Consider the following 17,636-nt stretch of genomic DNA (forward strand, 5'->3'; position numbering starts at 1 on the left):
GGTAAATAGTTATAAGGAAGCTGATTTCCAGTTTTTAAATTCGTTAAAAAACTTCGTCACCTTCTCTGGTTCTTTTAGTGAATCAAGTTTAACAAGCAGTACTTCTTTGGTTTGTTTTGCTTGTTTGCCTTTTTTCTGTAAAATCAAAATACTTTTTTGTGATTGCTTATTTCGGAACAACTCATCCGGCAATTGGATCATACCTTGAAGATAGCCTTCTTCTTTAAACCATTTTTTAATGTACTCGCTTTGCTCTGTCTCCAAGAAATTGCTTGGCATCAAGAACAAACCGAAACCATCTGGCTTGACGTATTTCATTGCCTGTTCCAATAAAAGATGATGAGCATAACTGTGACCTTCTGTCGCGCTTGTCAAAAAGTCTTGCGCTTTTTGATCATTCGGATAAAAGCCGATTGGCAAGTCACTGATAGCGACATCGACTGGTTCGATCAATAAGTCTTGTAATCCATCTTGGTGAAAGTATTGAACACTCGCTTGCGTCAACTCACTTGTAGAAGCTGCGACAGACAGTAGTGTATCATCGATATCCACACCAAAACCTTCTGTATGGTATCCAGCAATGTTTAGGTTTAAAAGAACTGTTAATAACAAATTGCCCATTCCTGCTGAAATATCCAAGACACCGATTTTCTCTTTATGATCAGGGAATAGTTGTTCGATCAAGAAAACAAACAAGAAACCAATACTATCTGGTGTCAATTGATGGTTTGCTTGTAAGTGCTCCGTTTGACTTCCCTTTAACAAAAGCAACTGCGATAAACGACGCCACTCTTCCGGTTCAAATGATAATTCACTCAGTTTTTGATAAAGCTCTGAGATCTGTTGGGTTGTCTTTTCATTTGGTACACCATCTACTACACGTACTTGATAGTTGTCTCTTAAATTTTCGGCATTTTCAACATAAGCTTCTAAAAAAGAAGTTCCCAATGCGTTTTGTAAAAGCTGAATAGCTTCCAGGTTTTGCTCAAACCCTTGTTCCATTTTTTCTGGTAACATCGTGCGCCTCATTTCTAGATATATTATAACAATTATTTTACCTGTTTAATTCTAACGAACAATCGCTAAAATTTCAATCGTTTTCATCCTTTTTCTTTGTGAAATAGCGAACATTCAACACCTTCAAAACAGCTGTATTACAGAAAAGAACGGTTATTGCTTTGGAACTTCTTAATCTGTAGTATTATCTGTATCAATGACTCGCTCTGTAAATTCAAATCGGAAAGGTGAAACAGTTATTACTAGCTCCACTAGGTCCTGTTTGACTGTATACTGGACCGTGCCTACATTGTAATCATACTCCCCTTTGCCTTGCTCTTCCAACTGATTGGATTCCATCATAAACATTTGCTTGATGATCTTTGCTTGGTAATATTTTTTGATGCGTAAATAACTGTCTATTTTTAGACGATAACTTTCAAGTAATCCTTGCATGAAGAATATACATAATAGAAAAAGAGCCAAGGTCGAAAACAACACATTTCCTTTTAACCGCTTATGTTTTTTGCTTTGTCCAAATACCATACTTATTATCTCCATTCATAAATTCAACATGCAGTAAAATCACTTGATCTTCTTCTTTGAATTGGACACGCTTAACACCTGTCAGCATAGGCTGATGGCCACCAGCAGTTCCACGTTTTCTGATCATTTGCTGATAGCCTTCTATGATGAACGTTTTCTCGTTTTCATAATATAAGCGATTCTCAATGATCGAAATACGTTGACTTGAAGCAAGTTCGTTTTCGAATTGAGCTAAGAAAATCAACCATTCTGTTTGTTCGTCTTTTTGAAAAAATGTATTCAACTTTTCGCTTTGTCGAATAAAGAGACCAAATGATAAAAGAATCGTATTTAGAATAAGTAATGCAATCAGACATTCAATCATTGTAAAAGCAGATACGTTATTTCTTCCGTTCAATGGCGATCACTTCATTTCCATCACTGATTGAAACTTTTCTTATTCTCTGGCTTTGCGTATCGATTACTGTAGTTCCTTGCTCCCACTCTGTTGGTCTTGTCGGCAACTCTCCATACCTACGATAGTTTCTCACGTCTTCATACAATGTCCTCAATAGAAGAATTTCTCGGTCTTTGGTTTGTTCTTGTTGGACCAAGAACAAATTACCAGAACTCATAATATAAATACTCATGGCTGTGATCATTAGCGCGGTTAATGATTCAAGCAGTACAAAGCTAGCTAGATTGGATTCTTTTGATATAGCGACCACCTCCTAGTTGGAATTGGTAAATGATTCTTTGTTTCTTTTCTGGCCAATAAAATTCATATGCCTTCAACGAGCTTTCGTTCCCTGTCTTCGCAGCATAAGTAATCGGTGCATGACGTTGGATGGTCAAAGCTTTAGGGATCGGCAACACTTGCCACTCCATTGATGAGTAAGGAGGCACCTCAAATAAAAGACTATGGCGCTTTGGATCATAATAAAAACGAGTAGCTTGTTGGTGGATAATAGCACTTTGTTGTACGAGATCGATTCTTTTTTCTAGCTGATCAAAAAAACGATGGATCGATTGTTCTTTTTCTAAAGAATGGAATGAGAGGACAGGAAAGATAAAGAAAGCAAGGGAGACAATCAAGACAATGATCGTTTCTGCTAAAGTGTAAGCTTCGGTGAGGTATTTATTAGTTCTTGCGATATGCATCGGCATGTTCCTGTTTGATGTATCCTTCTCGTAATAGCTCATCAATACTTGGGATCTTTCCATCATTTTGTAATGCGTAAAGTTCACTTTGAGCATCAATCAGTTGCATAACTGCTTCACGACCTTCCTTATTGACATGATCACGATAACGAGAAATATTGGGGATAAATAGTAAAACTAACGCACTAATGACGAGTAAGACGATCAACATTTCAATCAGTGTAAAACCTTTTAGACGAGCCATTCTTTTTCTATTCTTCATTTTAGAACCTCCTCGATATTTCCATATACTGGCAACAAGATAGCCGCATAAATCAGCAAAATCAATACAGCAATTCCTAAGAAAATGACTGGTTGGACCCAGTGCAACCAACGATGGATCTTTTGAAAAAATTCTTTACGTGTCAAATCACTGTAAAACAATAATTCTTTGCCTAAACTTCCTTTGGCTTCTCCTTGTAGTACGATTCGACTAAACTCGGTCGTCAAAAAACCGTATTGCTCAAATTGTTGCGCCAAAGGAATACCTAGTTCGAGGCCTTCCATTAATTGATACGCTAAAGACTGAACCAAACTTCCTTCTTTAGTTTCTTTCAAACAGCGAATAATTTGTTTCAAGTCGAGGCCTTCATAAAATAGTTTGCCTATTTCTAGTGCTAGATAAGCTGATTGATAGGAACGATAGATCTTTCCTATCATCCATTGCTTACTGATCCACTCACTTCTCTTGACAACTTCCCACTTTTTCAAGCGAAAAAAAATCATTGAACCACAAAAAATACTACTACCAACGGCACCTAAGAATAGCCAATGACTTGTTTGAAGCAATCGAATCCCCCAATGTGTCGTGGTGACCATGTCGGTCTGAAGCAATTGTGGCAAGACGAGCTCACGTAGACTGACTAAAATGCCGACTAAAAAGACCAACAATACCAGTGGATAGCTGATGACCTTTTTTAATTCTCTTCGAAATTGTTCAATCAATTGAAATTGTTCAGCGATGCCCTTTAAAGTTTCGACTAAATTTCCATGGACTTCTGCCAGTTCCACCTGTACGAGTTGCTCTTGCTTAAATCCCAATTGCTGAAGGACAAAATGAAAAGATTCGCCAGCTTGAAGATTTCTTTTAGCGAAATGGACATAAACTTGTGGTATCAGTTGCAGTAATTCCAATAAATCAATTGCTTGCTGTAAACTAAAGCCATTCAAGAGTAACTCACCGATCGTTTGGATAAAACGAGTTTGTTGTTTGTGATCCATCTTTTTAAAATGGATAGGATTGCCAAACATTTTTTTGTGCCTCTTCATAGCTAGCTCTCCATTCTTTTCTTTCGATTTCATTGTCAGAAAAACAATAAGACCACAATGCCGTCAGTTGTCCATTAAAATCAGGCAGCAACTCTTGATAGATAACGCCGGACAAACATTCGTCAAATCCATCGTTTCTCGTTAGTTCTTTCATCCTTGCCACAGTCCCCTTGAGATCTCGTGCATGGACGGTAGCAAATACACGATGGCCCGTCAACGCTGCCCGAATCGCTGCATCTGCTGTCTTTTTATCTCTGATTTCACCGACAATCAATAAATCAGGACGATGACGTAAGGCTAGTTTTAATAGCTGATCATAAGTCTGATCAATTTTTTCATTGACTTGTAACTGTAAAAACAATGGCTCTTCAATTTCTACTGGGTCCTCGATCGTGATTACTTGTTCCTCATTCCTACGAGCAAGGTGATACATCAAGGACGTTTTACCAGAACCGACCGGCCCACTAAACAAAAACAATCCACGGTTGTTCGTACTCCGCTCAATAACTTGCAAGTCTTTGGGGACAAAACAGCGAAAACTTTTTTCACTCAACGCATAGAGTATTCGGATGACTAAGCTCTCTCTTTGTAAATAATCACCTACGGACGAGAGTCTTAACCTTATCATTCGTTGATCCACTAAATAAGTCAGTGAGCCTAGTTGTGCTTTTCTTCTTTCACCGATATCCATTTGTCCCAGGTACTTAAAACTAGCGATCAATTGTTGTCCAATCTCAAGGGAGATCGATTTTTGGAATGTTCGTCTTTTACCTGTACGAAAATAAACCTTAAAATCTTCTACATATGGCAAAATATAGATATCTTGCACTTTATTTTTAGCTCCTCCATAAATGATCTCATTTGCTAAATCTTTTATCTTCATTTCTTTGCCCTCCAAGAAAATATACGTCTTTTTAAGATGAATCGTTTATTTTTACAAAATTTAATGAAAATCATAGGTTAAATCCGAATTTATGTTATACTAGTAAAAATTTATTTGGGGAGGTTTCAGAGTGGATTCGCACTTAAACAAACACATTGCAGTTGCAGGAAAAAAACAACCCGCTGATTTAGTTATCAAACATGCAAAAATCGTCAACGTCTTTACGAAAACAATCATGGAGGGTGATGTCGCTGTCTGCGACGGAAGAATCGTAGGTATTGGGGAATACGAAGGTACGACTATCTATGATGCAAAAGGACAGTATTTAGTTCCTGGTCTGATCGATGGTCATGTGCATATCGAAAGTTCTCTGTTAGCACCTAAGGAGTTTGCGAAAATCTCTCTATTACATGGTGTGACAACAGTAGTAACTGATCCTCACGAAATCGGTAATGTCGCCGGAAATCTGGGCCTTGAATTTATGCTGGCAGATGCAAGAGAGACACCAATGAATATATTCATCATGCTACCTTCATGTGTGCCTGTCACACCATTTGAAACAAGTGGCGCTGTCTTAGATGCAAAAGCACTTGCTCCTTTTCTTGAGTATCCTGAAGTACTTGGTCTAGCTGAAGTAATGAACTATCAGGCAGTCGCTTCAAATGAGCAAACGATTATCGATAAATTACAGCTGATGCATCAAAAGAACAAAAAAATCGATGGCCACGCTGCAGGAATCAACGGAGACGACTTAAACGTTTATTTAACTGCGGGCATTCGAACAGACCACGAAGCAACGACCGCCCAAGAAGCGGAGGAGCGTTTAGCGCTAGGAATGTATTTGATGGTTCGAGAAGGAACCGTAGCAAAAGATCTCCAGGCACTCTTACCTGCTATCACACCAGACAATTCACGTCGCTGTTTATTCGTGACTGATGACAAATTGATCAATGATCTTGTAACAGAAGGTTCTATCGATCATATCGTCCGTGAAGCCATCTTGGCGGGCATGGACCCACTACAAGCCATCCAAATGGCTTCATTGAATGCGGCAGAATGTTTTGGTTTACAACATTTAGGGGCAGTTGCTCCAGGCTATCAGGCAGACTTTTTCTTAACAGATGACTTGAAAAAGTTGCCGATCAATACCGTGTTCCATCAAGGAGAAACGGTTGTGATAGATGGACAGTTGGTCCCTGAAGTTACAAAATTAAAAATTCAGCCAGCGATTGATGCATTACCAAAAATGACAGTTGCACCATTTGGTCCACACTCTTTGGAACTAGCTTTATCTTCAACAACCGCTCATGTCATCGAGATTATTCCAAATAGTTTGTTGACCAACGATTTATTGGAGCAAGTTCAAGTCGAACATGATTCTTTCACTCCTTCAGTGGCAGATGATCAACTAAAGATCGCTGTCATCGAACGACATCATGCTACAGGAAATATTGGTCTAGGAATTGTTAAAGGATTCCAACTAAAAAGTGGTGCCTTAGCTACTACGGTGGCTCACGACTCACATAATATCGTCGTTGTAGGAACAAATGATGAAGATATGTGCTACGCTGCTGAACAATTAATCCAAAAAGGCGGCGGGATGATTGTTGTAGATCAACAAACTGAATTAGCTTGTTTACCATTACCTATTGGCGGTTTGATGTCACTCGAATCTTATGAAACAGTTAATCAACAGTTACTGAACTTGACTGATCAAGCGCGTCAGTTAGGCGCAAGTGAAGCATTCGATCCATTCTTGACACTTTCATTTCTAACATTATCAGTTATTCCTGAATTGAAAATCACCGATATGGGGCTCTTCTCTTTTTCAAAATTTGACTTGATTCCCGTCTGTGATCAACAAGACTAAAAAAATAAAAAAAGAAGAGACAAGAACTTACAGTTCCTACTCTCTTCTTTTTTCTATTTGGTTTTGCCCACAAACTGTGCTTCCACACGATAGATCCGTTGTCCTCGAGAAGAAAACTTCTCTTCATATTCTGTCATGATATTGTCTTCAAAATCACTTTGATGTAAATCAAGCCAGACTTTTTTTAGCCGCATCCCGTATTGTGAAAAGCTAGCCAACGAATATTCAAACAATCCTTGATTATCTGTTTTGAAATGAATTTCGCCATTTGGTTTTAGGATCTCTTCGTCAACAGCTAAAAATGTACGATACGTCAAGCGCCGTTTTTCATGTCTCTTTTTAGGCCATGGGTCTGAAAAATTCAAATAAATCTGATCGATCTCACTCTCTGAAAAGTACTCAGTCAAAGCGGAACCATCTACATGCAATAATCTTAAATTAGGCAGTGGTTCTTCCAATACTTTATCTAAAGCAATGGATACGACACTCACTTGCATTTCGATCCCGATATAATTGATTTCTGGATGAGCTTTGGCCATCCCAGTAATAAACTGTCCTTTTCCCATGCCGATCTCAATATGGATTGGTTGATTATTGCCAAATAATTCTTTCCATTTTCCACGCCATTTTGTTGGCTCACTGATGACGATCTCTGGATGAGCGGCTAGCATTTCTGCTGCATTTGGTCGGTTGCGAACACGCATCTTTTTCTTCCTCTCTATTCCTACAAAAGATTGTTCCTTGTATTTCACTGAATTTATTTGTAAACCGCTATTGGTATTACCCCTAAAAATAAAAAAATCAACTGAATATCCGAGCTTAACCACTAAAAATTCGTTTGAGTTGTAAAATCTCTTCATTCATTCGTCGATAATCTTCACGTTTGCAGTAGCGTGTGATTTCTTGTAATAGGTTCATCACCGCATACCAATGTAGTTTTTCTAAAATTTCATCTGTTGGTCGGATACCGTAGCTGATCAACCACTGATTCCAACTAGACAATGGCACGTAATTTCCTAAAATAGTCGCGATATCTACCGCTGGATCAGCGAACATGATTGAATCCCAATCAACTAAATATAAATAATTTTTACAGACTAACCAATTCCGATGATTGACATCTCCATGCACGACCGCTAATTTTTCCTTGTCTACCGAAGGAACTTGTTGACACAAATAGCGATAAACGAGTTGTAAAAATTGATTGTTTTTTAAGCTATCGGGTAAATCTTGTTCATAATATTGGAGCATTTTTTGAGGGGTCATTACCCTACCACCGATTCGAGATAGCATCGTTTTTAAAGATGTCGAATGATGTAGATGATATAGTACATCAATGACATCATTTCTTTGGCCAATCTCACTAGGCGTCAACAAGCGGCCTTCCAGCCATTCTTGTGCGGTCAAGGTATCGCCATCTCCTGTTCGCTTAGTCCACACTAATTTAGGCGTAATGCCTTCACGAGAGAGTGCAGCGAGCATTGGCGTTGTGTTCCTCTTGATAAAAACTTTGTCTTTATCACGCATGCCTATGTATGTTTTTCCTGTGTCACCTTTGATGGGGCGTAACCGCCACTCTTGGTCTAACTGAAACTCCATCGCGCATTCTCCCGTCCTCTACTATATGTTTGCAGTATCTATTATTCTAGTCGCCCAAGTCTTGAACGTCAAGCACATATACGTTCTTTTTCTATGTTTTGCCTTCTAAAAAACCAACTTTTATCAAAATAAAAAAAGTCCCTAGTGATTTCTTCCTATTCATAAGGTTTAGTGCATCCTTTTTTGTCCATGGAAAAGAATAGGAAAGTTCGAAAAAACATAAAGTGATTTCGGACTTCCCCACAATTCTTGCGATCTATTCACGTAAAATAATAAAATTTTTCTGCTTGATTTCTCAAGGCTATTCCGCAATCTTCTTGATCCGCGATGGCACGTACCATTTGATCAAGAGTCCGTTGACAACAAGATAGACCAAGATAGGTAGCCATCTCTCATTTCCATCAAGAACAATAGCAGCAATCACTCCAAATAAAACAGCAACAAAAGTCAATAACCACGTCAAAAGACGTTGGAGTGCTTCACTTTTTTGACTCTCTGGGATAGGATACAATTGGACCAAGATCATATAGCGAAACTGACTATATAAAGGTAATAACTGAAAGCCGATCAAATATAGAAATAATGAGCCAATACCTAAAGTAAAGTATAGATCGTTGATTCCGGCGATAATGATCGAGCCAATCACTGTCAAACGTACGTACAAGCCAATAAAGTCTGATCCTCTAGCAAAACGTCGAACAAATAAATAAAAATACGTGTTTTTCGTTTCTTTCTTGATTCTTTGTAACACCGGATCAAGATAACGGCGCCTTTTGACTTTTGCAGTGATTTCTGGCACATCTGTAAACAAATTAATGAACTGATAGATTTGGTGCAAACGTTGTTTTTCTAATTGGATCATTTTTTCCCAGTCCAAATGAGCGGATAGATTTCTCCATAAGAACCAATAATAGACCCCCGCTTGAACTGATGAAAGAATCAAGCCCAACCAAATATTCCCATAAAAAGAAAGAAGTAAGATACCAAATGACGAGACCCACCAACCATATTTAAACAGGTTTTTACGTGTTTCTTCCATACGATAAAAATCTGCTCGCTTCACTTGTAAATGACTAGACTTCAAACTCCATAGTATAAGTAGATAAACAAAAAACAGCGAAAATGGTTGTTGGGTTGAAACCACAACTAACGGCATCGCAAATCCACACACTAATCCTAGAAAAACCATAGGAAAAATACAAGAATAACGAAAAGCTCGTTGCAAATAGCCTTTCATTTCTTTTTCTTTGGGTAAAAGAAAAACTAAATCTGCCGGCTCCGCAAAAGTCGCGATTTTCCCAACGATCAAGCAAATCATCCAAATCAATGAGACGATGATACCTCCCATCGAAAAAGGAGCTTCAAGTGTTTTTAGCCAGTTAGAATAATAAAGGCCTAGACCCCCGATCAAAAATAAACAGACTAATACAAAATGGTCGTTGAATACATAGCGTAAATATTTCATCATTTTTTTATGATGTTTTGCTAGTCTTTTTTGAAAAAAATCATTCATAACCTTGCTCCTTCGTCAATGCGATGTAGATTTCATCTAGGGATGCTTCCGGCATTCGAAAAGCAGTTTGCAACTCTGCTAACGTGCCATCTGCTCTGATTTCTCCTTCATGAAGAACAACAAAACGGTCACAATATTTTTCAGCAGTGGCTAAAATATGCGTAGACATCAAAATACCCGATCCTTCATTTTTCATCTCGACCATTAATTCCAACAAAGCATTGATTGCCAACGGATCTAGCCCTAGAAAAGGTTCGTCAATGATATACAAAGATGGTTCAATCAAAAAAGCACACAAAATCATGACTTTTTGTTTCATCCCTTTTGAAAAATTCGCTGGAAACCATTCTAACCGATTGGACAAACGAAACGTGTGTAACAAATTTTCTGCCCGTTTCATCGCGATATCCATCGGAATGTTATAAGCCATCGCCGTTACTTCAATGTGTTCTTTTAACGTAAGTTCTTCATATAATGAAGGTGTTTCTGGAATATAACCAATTTGTTTACGATAATTTTCTACATCCTTTTTAAGGGATAATTGATTGATCTCGATTTTGCCTTTCGTTGGTTCAAGCAAACCGATAATATGTTTGATCGTTGTACTTTTTCCTGCTCCATTCAAACCAATCAACCCAACCATTTCTCCAGGTTGAACGTTAAAACTGATATCTTTCAAAACAGGTAAATGACCATAGCCACCTGTAACATGTTCGATTTTTAAACTCATATTTCTTCCTCCGTTATTATATTGTCTTCATTATACCACGAAGCAAATCACGTCCAATTATTTTTTACGTGCATTCTCATGAACTTATGTTAAAGTTGAGGTAACGAAATTTGAATAGAAGAAAGGTGTTTTTATATGGACAATTGTATTTTTTGTAAAATCATCAATCAAGAGATCCCTAGCTATAAAATCTATGAAGACGAGAAAATCTATGCGTTCTTAGATATCTCTCAATCAACTAAAGGACACACATTGATCATTCCTAAAGAACACGTAACTGATATCTTTGATTACAACGAGGAATTAGCCAGTGATGTCTTTGCCCGTATCCCAAAAATCGCTCGTTCCATCGAAAAAGCATTTCCGGAAATGGAAGGTTTAAATATTATCAATAATAATCGAGAACTAGCCTATCAAACCGTATTTCATTCCCATATCCATTTAATTCCGCGTTATAGTAAACAAGATGACTTCTCCATTCACTTTGGAAACCATCAAGCAGATTATACAACGGAAGAAATGACTGCTATCCAAGAAAAAATCAAAGAGCAGGTGACGATTCATGGTTAAAAATTTTCTAAAAGGATTAGTATTCGGTGCTGTTACTGGTGCAGCAGCAGGATTATTATTTGCACCACGTAGTGGAAATGAGACCAGAGAGAAATTGATTGCAGAATTAGATGAAGCAACTGAATTAACCAACGAATTAAATAACAGTTTAAATCATTTTAAACACGCGTTATCTGAAACAAAAAAAACAGCTGAAACTGTTATTCCAGCTTTTCAAGAATCAATCGAAAAAGACCTTGAAAATTTCAAATTCCAAGCAGAACCACGAGTTACACAAATACAAGAACAAGTAGAAAAACTTTCGGCACATTTACCTGAAAGCTTGACAGACGTGCAATAATGATCAAAAATCAAGCACTTTTGATAACTATATGTCTTTTTCATGTACCTAGATGTATGGAATGTGACAAAAATTTGAATTTTGTTTGAAACTATCAGTCAGAACGTTTTTATTCGCTCATAGATATGGTATAGTAATATTTGTGAAAACCAATAATAAATTACAGGAGTGCAAAACTTAAATGAAAAAGAAAAAAATAATTTTAGCTGCGACAAGTGCGTTAGCTATTCTAACACTAGCAGCTTGTTCTGGTGGCGGGGATACAAACAAGGATATCGTAACCATGAAAGGCGGCACAATCACCGTTGCTGATTTTTATGAAAAAGCAAAATCTGAATCCGCTAACCAACAATTACTTCAACAAATGGTGATCTATGATGTATTCAATAGCAAATACAATGATAAAGTTTCAGATAAAGAAGTAGATGCTGAATATAATAAAACAAAAGAAACTTATGGTGACAGCTTCGAGACACAATTAGAATCTGCAGGATTTACAGAAGAAAGCTACAAAGAATTCCTTCGTAATAATCTTGTCTTTAAAGCTGGGATCGAATCTCATGTGAAATTGACAGATGAAGACTTGAAGAAAACGTGGGAAACATTCCATCCAGAAGTAGAAGCACAAATCATTAAAGTTGCCAGTGAAGACGAAGCAAAAGAAGTTAAGAAATCAGCTGATGACGGCAAAGATTTCGAAGAACTAGCGAAAGAAAAATCAACAGATACAACTAAAGACGATGGTGGTAATATCAAGTTTGATTCAGAAACACAAACTGTTCCATCTGAAGTAAAAGAAGCTGCTTTCAAACTTAAAGACGGTGAGATCTCAGATGTGATCACTGCAACAAATCCTTCTACTTATGCAACAGAATACTATGTCGTTAAAATGGTGAAAAACCAAGATAAAGGAAATGACATGGATAAATTCAAAGATCAATTAGAAGAAATTGCGACTCAAGCAAAAGTGAATGACAGCGAATTTACAACAAAAGTAATCGGTGAAGAACTAAAAGAAGCGAATGTAAAAATCAAAGATGACGCATTCCAAAACATCTTGACACCATTTACTTCAGCTACAACAAGTACATCTTCAACTGAAGACTCAGCAACAGAAAGCTCAGAAACAAAGAGTTCTGAAACAAAATCAACTGATTCTACTGAAGCATCAGAAACAGAGCAAAGCACGACTGAATCAACAAACGAATAAGCATCGCTCGGCTCTCAGCAATGAAACGAGCATAATAGCCAAATAGGTTGTGAGACAAGCACGAGCAAAAAAGCCGAAAATGATCTTTCATTTTTTCGGCTTTTTTGTTTATTTCCAATAAAAATACTTCTGATATACTATTCATTCAGATACAGGTACTTTGAATTCATTTCCCCTTGATGATATTTATTAAAAGTCTTAACTGAGTCGTTTAATAATGTTTATTTGAAAAATTATATAGAGTCAGTAAATTCAACTTCCTCTCCTGTTTGTAACTCAAGGATTTTTTTTGTCAAGTTGGTCCAATCAATCACTCTCGGTGGGTCTAGCCATACTACTACACTAGTCGAAAGACTATCATATACATCATTCATATTAGTGATCACAATATCTGCCTGATGGTAGAGATTGGGATCAATGATCACCACATTCAAATTAACATACATAGCTAGGTTCTTTTTGATGAACGCATTATAAAGTTCTCCATAAGAAAAATCGATTGCAATTTTGATTGGTACTTTTAAGTGTTCCACTGGAATCACATGGATCAGTAGCATCAAGTAATTAAAAAAAAGAATGCTTTTATTTTTCGAGAAGGCACTAAACTCATGCGCGATATGTTTTGTATGTTCGAGTAAAAAAAGATAGAATTCTGGATAGGTTTGATAAAAAAAATGCGTATCGATTTCTATTTTATTAAACTTTTCTATTGGGTAATATTTACTAGTGAAATGGATTCTTGCAAGACCTTCTGATAATTTATTTTTTATGTCATTTGTTAGTCGAGTGAATCTCTTTTCAACTTTATTGATAAATGTATGATTTAATACTTGGATTTGACTATCTTCATTGCGATTGACATAACTGTCGTCTAGTTTATTATAAATATACAACCAAGATAAAAGATAATACGTATAACTGAACGATTCCAAAGACAGTGCTTCTTTGAACATCACTATTTTTTGTTCATTGAAAAAATGAATGATTTCATCTGCTATATTCAACTCTTCTCTCCTATTTTCAATCATTCCAAGTGCTAAGTAATGAAAAAGTTTTTGCTTTTCATAGTTAGAGAACACGAAATCTTGTTGCAATAAATCAATCAATCGCTCGACTTCGTTTATCAACTTTTTATCATAGATATCTATAAAATCTAGATTGATCAATAAAAATAAGTGATATAAAAAAAACAAACTGTTTTTTCTATCTCCACTCATCTTACCTTTTTCAATAATGATGTTGTACATAGCCAATTCATGTTGTACTCTTTTCATTGTTTTGTATGCAACAGAATAGCTCACATGGTGCTCGTCCATAAAATCTTCTAGAGTAGTAAAATCCCTTTTAAAAATTGAAATAAGCAACGTGGTTGATAAAGATTGTTGGATATACTTCGAAAAAATATAATTACTTGTATAGTCACCGTTGATTTCCAAAATAATTTCTACATTTTCAATCGATAATTTGAAGCTCTCAGTGAGACCCCAGTTGTCAATGTCACTATTCAAATTGTCGATTGTCTTTTTTACTAAAAAAGAAGACAAATTCAATTCTTCTTGCAACTTTGTGAATGATTCAGACAAAGTGACACTCTTTTCCAGATACTTTAGCAAATCATAGCTTCTTCTATCTTCTTTACTTAGTAAAAATCCATAATCCATTAGTAATCAACTCTTTCTTCCATAAATTGCTGTACCTACTAATCCACTGACAAGATCTAAATAAAAATTAGCGGTATGTCTTCCTCCTCCCCCGCTTAGTTCATCATTCATGATTGCTTCTACCGCCTGGCCATCAAATAAATCTTCCGACAAATAAAATCTTTCACGCCTTAAAGGATTCCTTTCTTGTCTGGTTCTGCTTAACGCTCCTTCCTCTTCTCCCACCTCTTGCGTTTTGGTTTCTTCAGGTTCAGCCATTGCCTCTACACTTTCTTCAGACACTTCAGAAATCTCCACTTCTTCAATCAAACTAGAATCTTCTATAAGATGCACGTTATCTAAAGGTTCAATTTGTTGACTAGGATCAGCAGGATTATAAATTGGATTTTGATTTTCATCCGCATAGACACTCGTCTTTACTTGAAAAAGTGATAAGAGCAATGTACTCCATAACAAAATGTTTTTATATCTCTTCATCGTCATTCACACATATTGCCAAAGCGCATAGTTCCCTATTATGAGGAAAAGCAGAATGATCAGAATAGGAACTACACTATATTTCACAATACTCTTTCTTATTATTTTTACATCCTGAGTTTCATTGACATACTCTACTCGTTTTTCTTGTTTCTCTTCAAGTAATCTAGCGGTGATAACCACTCTTTTATCTGTAAGTGTCGGTTGATCACAAGTAATTACTGTCAATTGGGGATGGTCAGTATTTTCTAATACACTCAGATCTGTCTCCATCACTATTTTATTTTCAACGACTTGATAATATAAGGACTCTGACAAATACCTCACATGAATAAGATCATTTACTTCAAGATTTTTCACATTTCCTAATAAAACTTCTGCCATTCCTAAATGATGCCCAAATAACAATAAATTTTCACTTTTAGGTTTTCTTTCTGGATACATCATTCCTGCGCCAAAAAGCATCTGCTCATTGTTCAATCCAGCAAAAATTGGAACATGGATTTTTTGGCTAGGAATAACTATTTCTCCGATTGCAGGACCGATATTGTCTGAGCTAGCAGCTAGATAGCTTTCTAATGTAGGTAAATGAATGACTTCATCTGATTCTTGAAGGGTTAATTCGGAAGAGATTTCTATTCTTGCCAGTTGAAGTTTCATCAATGTCACTGTATTTTTTATTATAGGAAATGAAACCAAACTAATTCCTATTACAAAGAGCAGATGGATCACCAATTTAATCTTCTTTTTCCTCATTTTTCTTTTTTCTCCAAATCAACCAAAGAATCAACAAGACAACTAATACTAAAAGTAATACTCCAATTAAAAGATAGATCCATGTGTGGTCTTCTGGGATCGTCACGTCTTTTGCATTTAACTCTCTTGCAACTTGCTGGTCAATTGTAAATTCTTTTTCAAGTTCCCAATAATTTTTATATTTGATTGGTTCATTCTCTGTTTCTCTGATAAATTCGCCTTCTTCATCCTCATTCGCAAAAATAGTTGCTATGATTCGATAGTCACCTGGTTCTAAGGCAGCACCATTCAATGATGTCGGGAAAGCAAAACGGGTATTAGGTGCAATCTGCAATCTTTCCTTATTTTCCTCATATAAAACGGCATCGCTCCCTTTTTTTGTGATTTTGGTTTGGATATTCACTTGATTGATATATGTTTTTTGATCATTTTGCAGCGTAGATAAAATAACATTTCTTGCATTGATCTGCCCTGGTTCAACTTCATGGAGTACTAAATTAGGCGCTACTTCATTTTCAGTTTGTCTCATCAATAAAGCTACAACATAGGAATATTCATTTTTTATGGACAATCCTTGTTCATTATTCTCGTTCTGCTCATTCTCACTTATTTCTTTGAATGTGATCCCTCCTGCTAAAACACCATCGAATGCTGTCTTTGGCATAGTGACTTGGAAAACTATTGTTTCATTACTATTTGGTGCGAGCGTCACTGTCTCTGGATACGTCACATGATCTTCCAGATCAATCGTCAAACTATCATCTTTTTCAATCAAATTTTCACCATATTCAACGACTACATTTGAATTGGTGGTTGCACTTTTTAAAGAAATGCCGATTTTTACTTCGTTATCTGTATCATTTCTTAAATCTACTGACAATTCTTCTCTCTGTTCTGGATCAAGTTTTATATCGAAGTATGTGATATTTTTATCGATTTGACTGTTTGGTGGTGTCGTGGTGACAGCAAAGTTGAACTCACTTGCAGTCACTGTCACATTGAACAAGAAAGTACTTAAAATAAATAATAGCATCCTAAATAATTTTAGTTTTCTTTTCACTGTATTTGCTCCTTTACGTATGTAAGGTTTTTGAGATTATCGAAAATCGTCATCGTTTCGTCCCATAAAAATAGAGGAAATAGAAGAACTTCCTCCAAAAACAAGAGGAATTTCACAACGATCTAGAAAACAATCGCTGTGAAATCCTTCTCATCTTCGTGAAAAGTACTTACAGAATTTCTCTCATCTCAAAATCCTTGATCCATTCATTAATTTCCAGGGGTATCTGATAATGTCCAAGTCAGCTTAGTTGCATACTGTTCAGCATACTTTGTCGTTGAACCAGGAACGTTCAATTCAATACTTGCATTCGCTGTGGCAACATTTCCCCAAGCAAATAAGTAAGTTCCTGCACCTTTACCTGCACTAGCAGCCATCACATTTGATTGTGCCCCAGCTGCATCTAAAACAATTGTCGCTTCTCCATCAGGTTCTTCCGATGTTGAAGCGGTTACCACATTACCATTTCTTAGTCTGATTGTCGCACCGGTCAAAACTTTTCCAGAAGCAGAAGTAAACTGACCTTCTTGATTTACTTTTAGACTCCAACCAGTTTCCGTTCCACGATTATCTGTCACCTGCACGTAATTAGGGCCTTCTTTAATATCAGTCATTGGGTTGCCATGCTCATCAAGCGCTCTATATTTTTGTGAAGCAGCAAAATAAGTTTCATCTTTAGAAGTGATTTTTTGCACGCCAAAATCTAGACTTGAAGCGTAATCGATCGACAATGGCCCATTCGTGCCGGGATCAGGATCGCCACCAGGATTAGTCGGATCAACTGGGGCAACCGGATCAACTGGGTTAGTTGGATCGACCGGTGTCGTTGGATCTGTATTAGGTATAAATTGAACGACACCATTTGAAGTATACACTCCTCCATCTGTTGCAAAGGCTGTTGATGGTAGGGCAAATGTACTCAATGCAATCGTTGACATAATTAAGTTGGTTGTTTTTTTCATTTTTTATTTTTCTCC

At 36.7% G+C, this 17,636-nt stretch carries 21 protein-coding genes; 4 read left to right on the top strand and 17 right to left on the bottom strand.

The window, feature by feature from the left end; translation table 11 throughout:
* Positions 1-9: 9 nt before the first annotated feature.
* The 8 genes from IGJ14_RS12460 to comGA form a co-directional block, all read right to left on the bottom strand.
* Positions 10-1,017, bottom strand: coding sequence for a class I SAM-dependent methyltransferase (locus tag IGJ14_RS12460; protein WP_019724571.1), 1,008 nt, complete (start codon positions 1,015-1,017; stop codon positions 10-12).
* A 171-nt stretch (positions 1,018-1,188) separates the two neighbouring features.
* Positions 1,189-1,542, bottom strand: a complete 354-nt coding sequence (comGG, locus tag IGJ14_RS12465) for a competence type IV pilus minor pilin ComGG (protein WP_019722632.1) — start codon at positions 1,540-1,542, stop codon at positions 1,189-1,191.
* Entirely contained in the window at positions 1,514-1,939 is a 426-nt protein-coding gene (gene comGF / locus IGJ14_RS12470) for a competence type IV pilus minor pilin ComGF (RefSeq protein WP_019722631.1), read from the bottom strand. Before comGF ends, comGG begins: the two co-directional genes overlap by 29 nt.
* Positions 1,923-2,156: a hypothetical protein gene (locus IGJ14_RS12475; RefSeq protein WP_019722630.1), complete on the bottom strand. Its 234-nt coding sequence runs from the start codon at positions 2,154-2,156 to the stop codon at positions 1,923-1,925. Before IGJ14_RS12475 ends, comGF begins: the two co-directional genes overlap by 17 nt.
* Positions 2,157-2,214: 58 nt before the next feature.
* Positions 2,215-2,682 carry a competence type IV pilus minor pilin ComGD gene (gene comGD / locus IGJ14_RS12480; RefSeq protein WP_108145980.1) on the bottom strand — a complete coding sequence of 156 codons (468 nt, stop codon included), beginning with the start codon at positions 2,680-2,682 and terminating at the stop codon, positions 2,215-2,217.
* Positions 2,663-2,944, bottom strand: a complete 282-nt coding sequence (gene comGC, locus IGJ14_RS12485; protein ID WP_010734198.1) for a competence type IV pilus major pilin ComGC — start codon at positions 2,942-2,944, stop codon at positions 2,663-2,665. Before comGC ends, comGD begins: the two co-directional genes overlap by 20 nt.
* Positions 2,941-3,990, bottom strand: coding sequence for a competence type IV pilus assembly protein ComGB (gene comGB, locus IGJ14_RS12490; protein ID WP_029593953.1), 1,050 nt, complete (start codon positions 3,988-3,990; stop codon positions 2,941-2,943). Before comGB ends, comGC begins: the two co-directional genes overlap by 4 nt.
* Positions 3,947-4,873 carry a competence type IV pilus ATPase ComGA gene (gene comGA / locus IGJ14_RS12495; RefSeq protein ID WP_019722626.1) on the bottom strand — a complete coding sequence of 309 codons (927 nt, stop codon included), beginning with the start codon at positions 4,871-4,873 and terminating at the stop codon, positions 3,947-3,949. Before comGA ends, comGB begins: the two co-directional genes overlap by 44 nt.
* Before the next feature lie 130 nt (positions 4,874-5,003).
* On the opposite strand from comGA, the gene ade reads away from it, so the two are divergent.
* Positions 5,004-6,743 carry an adenine deaminase gene (ade, locus tag IGJ14_RS12500; protein ID WP_019722625.1) on the top strand — a complete coding sequence of 580 codons (1,740 nt, stop codon included), beginning with the start codon at positions 5,004-5,006 and terminating at the stop codon, positions 6,741-6,743.
* A gap of 53 nt (positions 6,744-6,796) precedes the next feature.
* Here ade and trmB read toward each other — a convergent pair whose 3' ends face one another.
* From trmB to IGJ14_RS12520, 4 genes are all read right to left on the bottom strand, one after another.
* A complete protein-coding gene (gene trmB / locus IGJ14_RS12505) occupies positions 6,797-7,447 on the bottom strand; it encodes a tRNA (guanosine(46)-N7)-methyltransferase TrmB (protein ID WP_019722624.1) in 651 nt (216 codons plus the stop codon).
* A gap of 115 nt (positions 7,448-7,562) precedes the next feature.
* A complete protein-coding gene (locus IGJ14_RS12510; protein WP_019722623.1) occupies positions 7,563-8,342 on the bottom strand; it encodes a phosphotransferase family protein in 780 nt (259 codons plus the stop codon).
* 301 nt (positions 8,343-8,643) lie between these two features.
* Positions 8,644-9,855 carry an ABC transporter permease gene (locus tag IGJ14_RS12515; protein ID WP_019722622.1) on the bottom strand — a complete coding sequence of 404 codons (1,212 nt, stop codon included), beginning with the start codon at positions 9,853-9,855 and terminating at the stop codon, positions 8,644-8,646.
* Complete coding sequence (locus IGJ14_RS12520; RefSeq protein ID WP_019722621.1) at positions 9,848-10,585, bottom strand: ABC transporter ATP-binding protein; 738 nt, start codon at positions 10,583-10,585, stop codon at positions 9,848-9,850. Before IGJ14_RS12520 ends, IGJ14_RS12515 begins: the two co-directional genes overlap by 8 nt.
* A gap of 135 nt (positions 10,586-10,720) precedes the next feature.
* Between IGJ14_RS12520 and IGJ14_RS12525 the strand changes: the two genes are divergently transcribed.
* From IGJ14_RS12525 to IGJ14_RS12535, 3 genes are all read left to right on the top strand, one after another.
* Complete coding sequence (locus IGJ14_RS12525; protein ID WP_010734190.1) at positions 10,721-11,155, top strand: HIT family protein; 435 nt, start codon at positions 10,721-10,723, stop codon at positions 11,153-11,155.
* The gene (locus IGJ14_RS12530) at positions 11,148-11,495 is read left to right on the top strand and encodes a YtxH domain-containing protein (protein WP_019722620.1); all 348 of its coding nucleotides are present in this window, start codon (positions 11,148-11,150) and stop codon (positions 11,493-11,495) included. Before IGJ14_RS12525 ends, IGJ14_RS12530 begins: the two co-directional genes overlap by 8 nt.
* 181 nt (positions 11,496-11,676) lie before the next feature.
* Positions 11,677-12,705: a peptidylprolyl isomerase gene (locus IGJ14_RS12535; RefSeq protein ID WP_010734188.1), complete on the top strand. Its 1,029-nt coding sequence runs from the start codon at positions 11,677-11,679 to the stop codon at positions 12,703-12,705.
* Between the two features lie 233 nt (positions 12,706-12,938).
* Here IGJ14_RS12535 and IGJ14_RS12540 read toward each other — a convergent pair whose 3' ends face one another.
* The 5 genes from IGJ14_RS12540 to IGJ14_RS12560 form a co-directional block, all read right to left on the bottom strand.
* A complete protein-coding gene (locus IGJ14_RS12540) occupies positions 12,939-14,366 on the bottom strand; it encodes a helix-turn-helix domain-containing protein (protein ID WP_019722619.1) in 1,428 nt (475 codons plus the stop codon).
* Between the two features lie 6 nt (positions 14,367-14,372).
* Positions 14,373-14,843, bottom strand: a complete 471-nt coding sequence (locus IGJ14_RS12545) for a hypothetical protein (RefSeq protein ID WP_141566827.1) — start codon at positions 14,841-14,843, stop codon at positions 14,373-14,375.
* Positions 14,844-14,849: 6 nt separating this feature from the next.
* Positions 14,850-15,599, bottom strand: coding sequence for a class A sortase (locus IGJ14_RS12550; RefSeq protein WP_019722617.1), 750 nt, complete (start codon positions 15,597-15,599; stop codon positions 14,850-14,852).
* Positions 15,580-16,632 (bottom strand): DUF916 and DUF3324 domain-containing protein, encoded by a 1,053-nt coding sequence (locus IGJ14_RS12555; RefSeq protein ID WP_192807056.1) that lies wholly within the window; start codon positions 16,630-16,632, stop codon positions 15,580-15,582. The genes IGJ14_RS12550 and IGJ14_RS12555 overlap by 20 nt, the downstream gene beginning before the upstream one ends.
* 236 nt (positions 16,633-16,868) lie before the next feature.
* Entirely contained in the window at positions 16,869-17,621 is a 753-nt protein-coding gene (locus tag IGJ14_RS12560; RefSeq protein ID WP_019722615.1) for a WxL domain-containing protein, read from the bottom strand.
* Between the last annotated feature and the right edge of the window lie 15 nt (positions 17,622-17,636).

Source organism: Enterococcus sp. DIV1304_2, assembly GCF_050555445.1.
GTDB lineage: Bacteria > Bacillota > Bacilli > Lactobacillales > Enterococcaceae > Enterococcus_B > Enterococcus_B pernyi.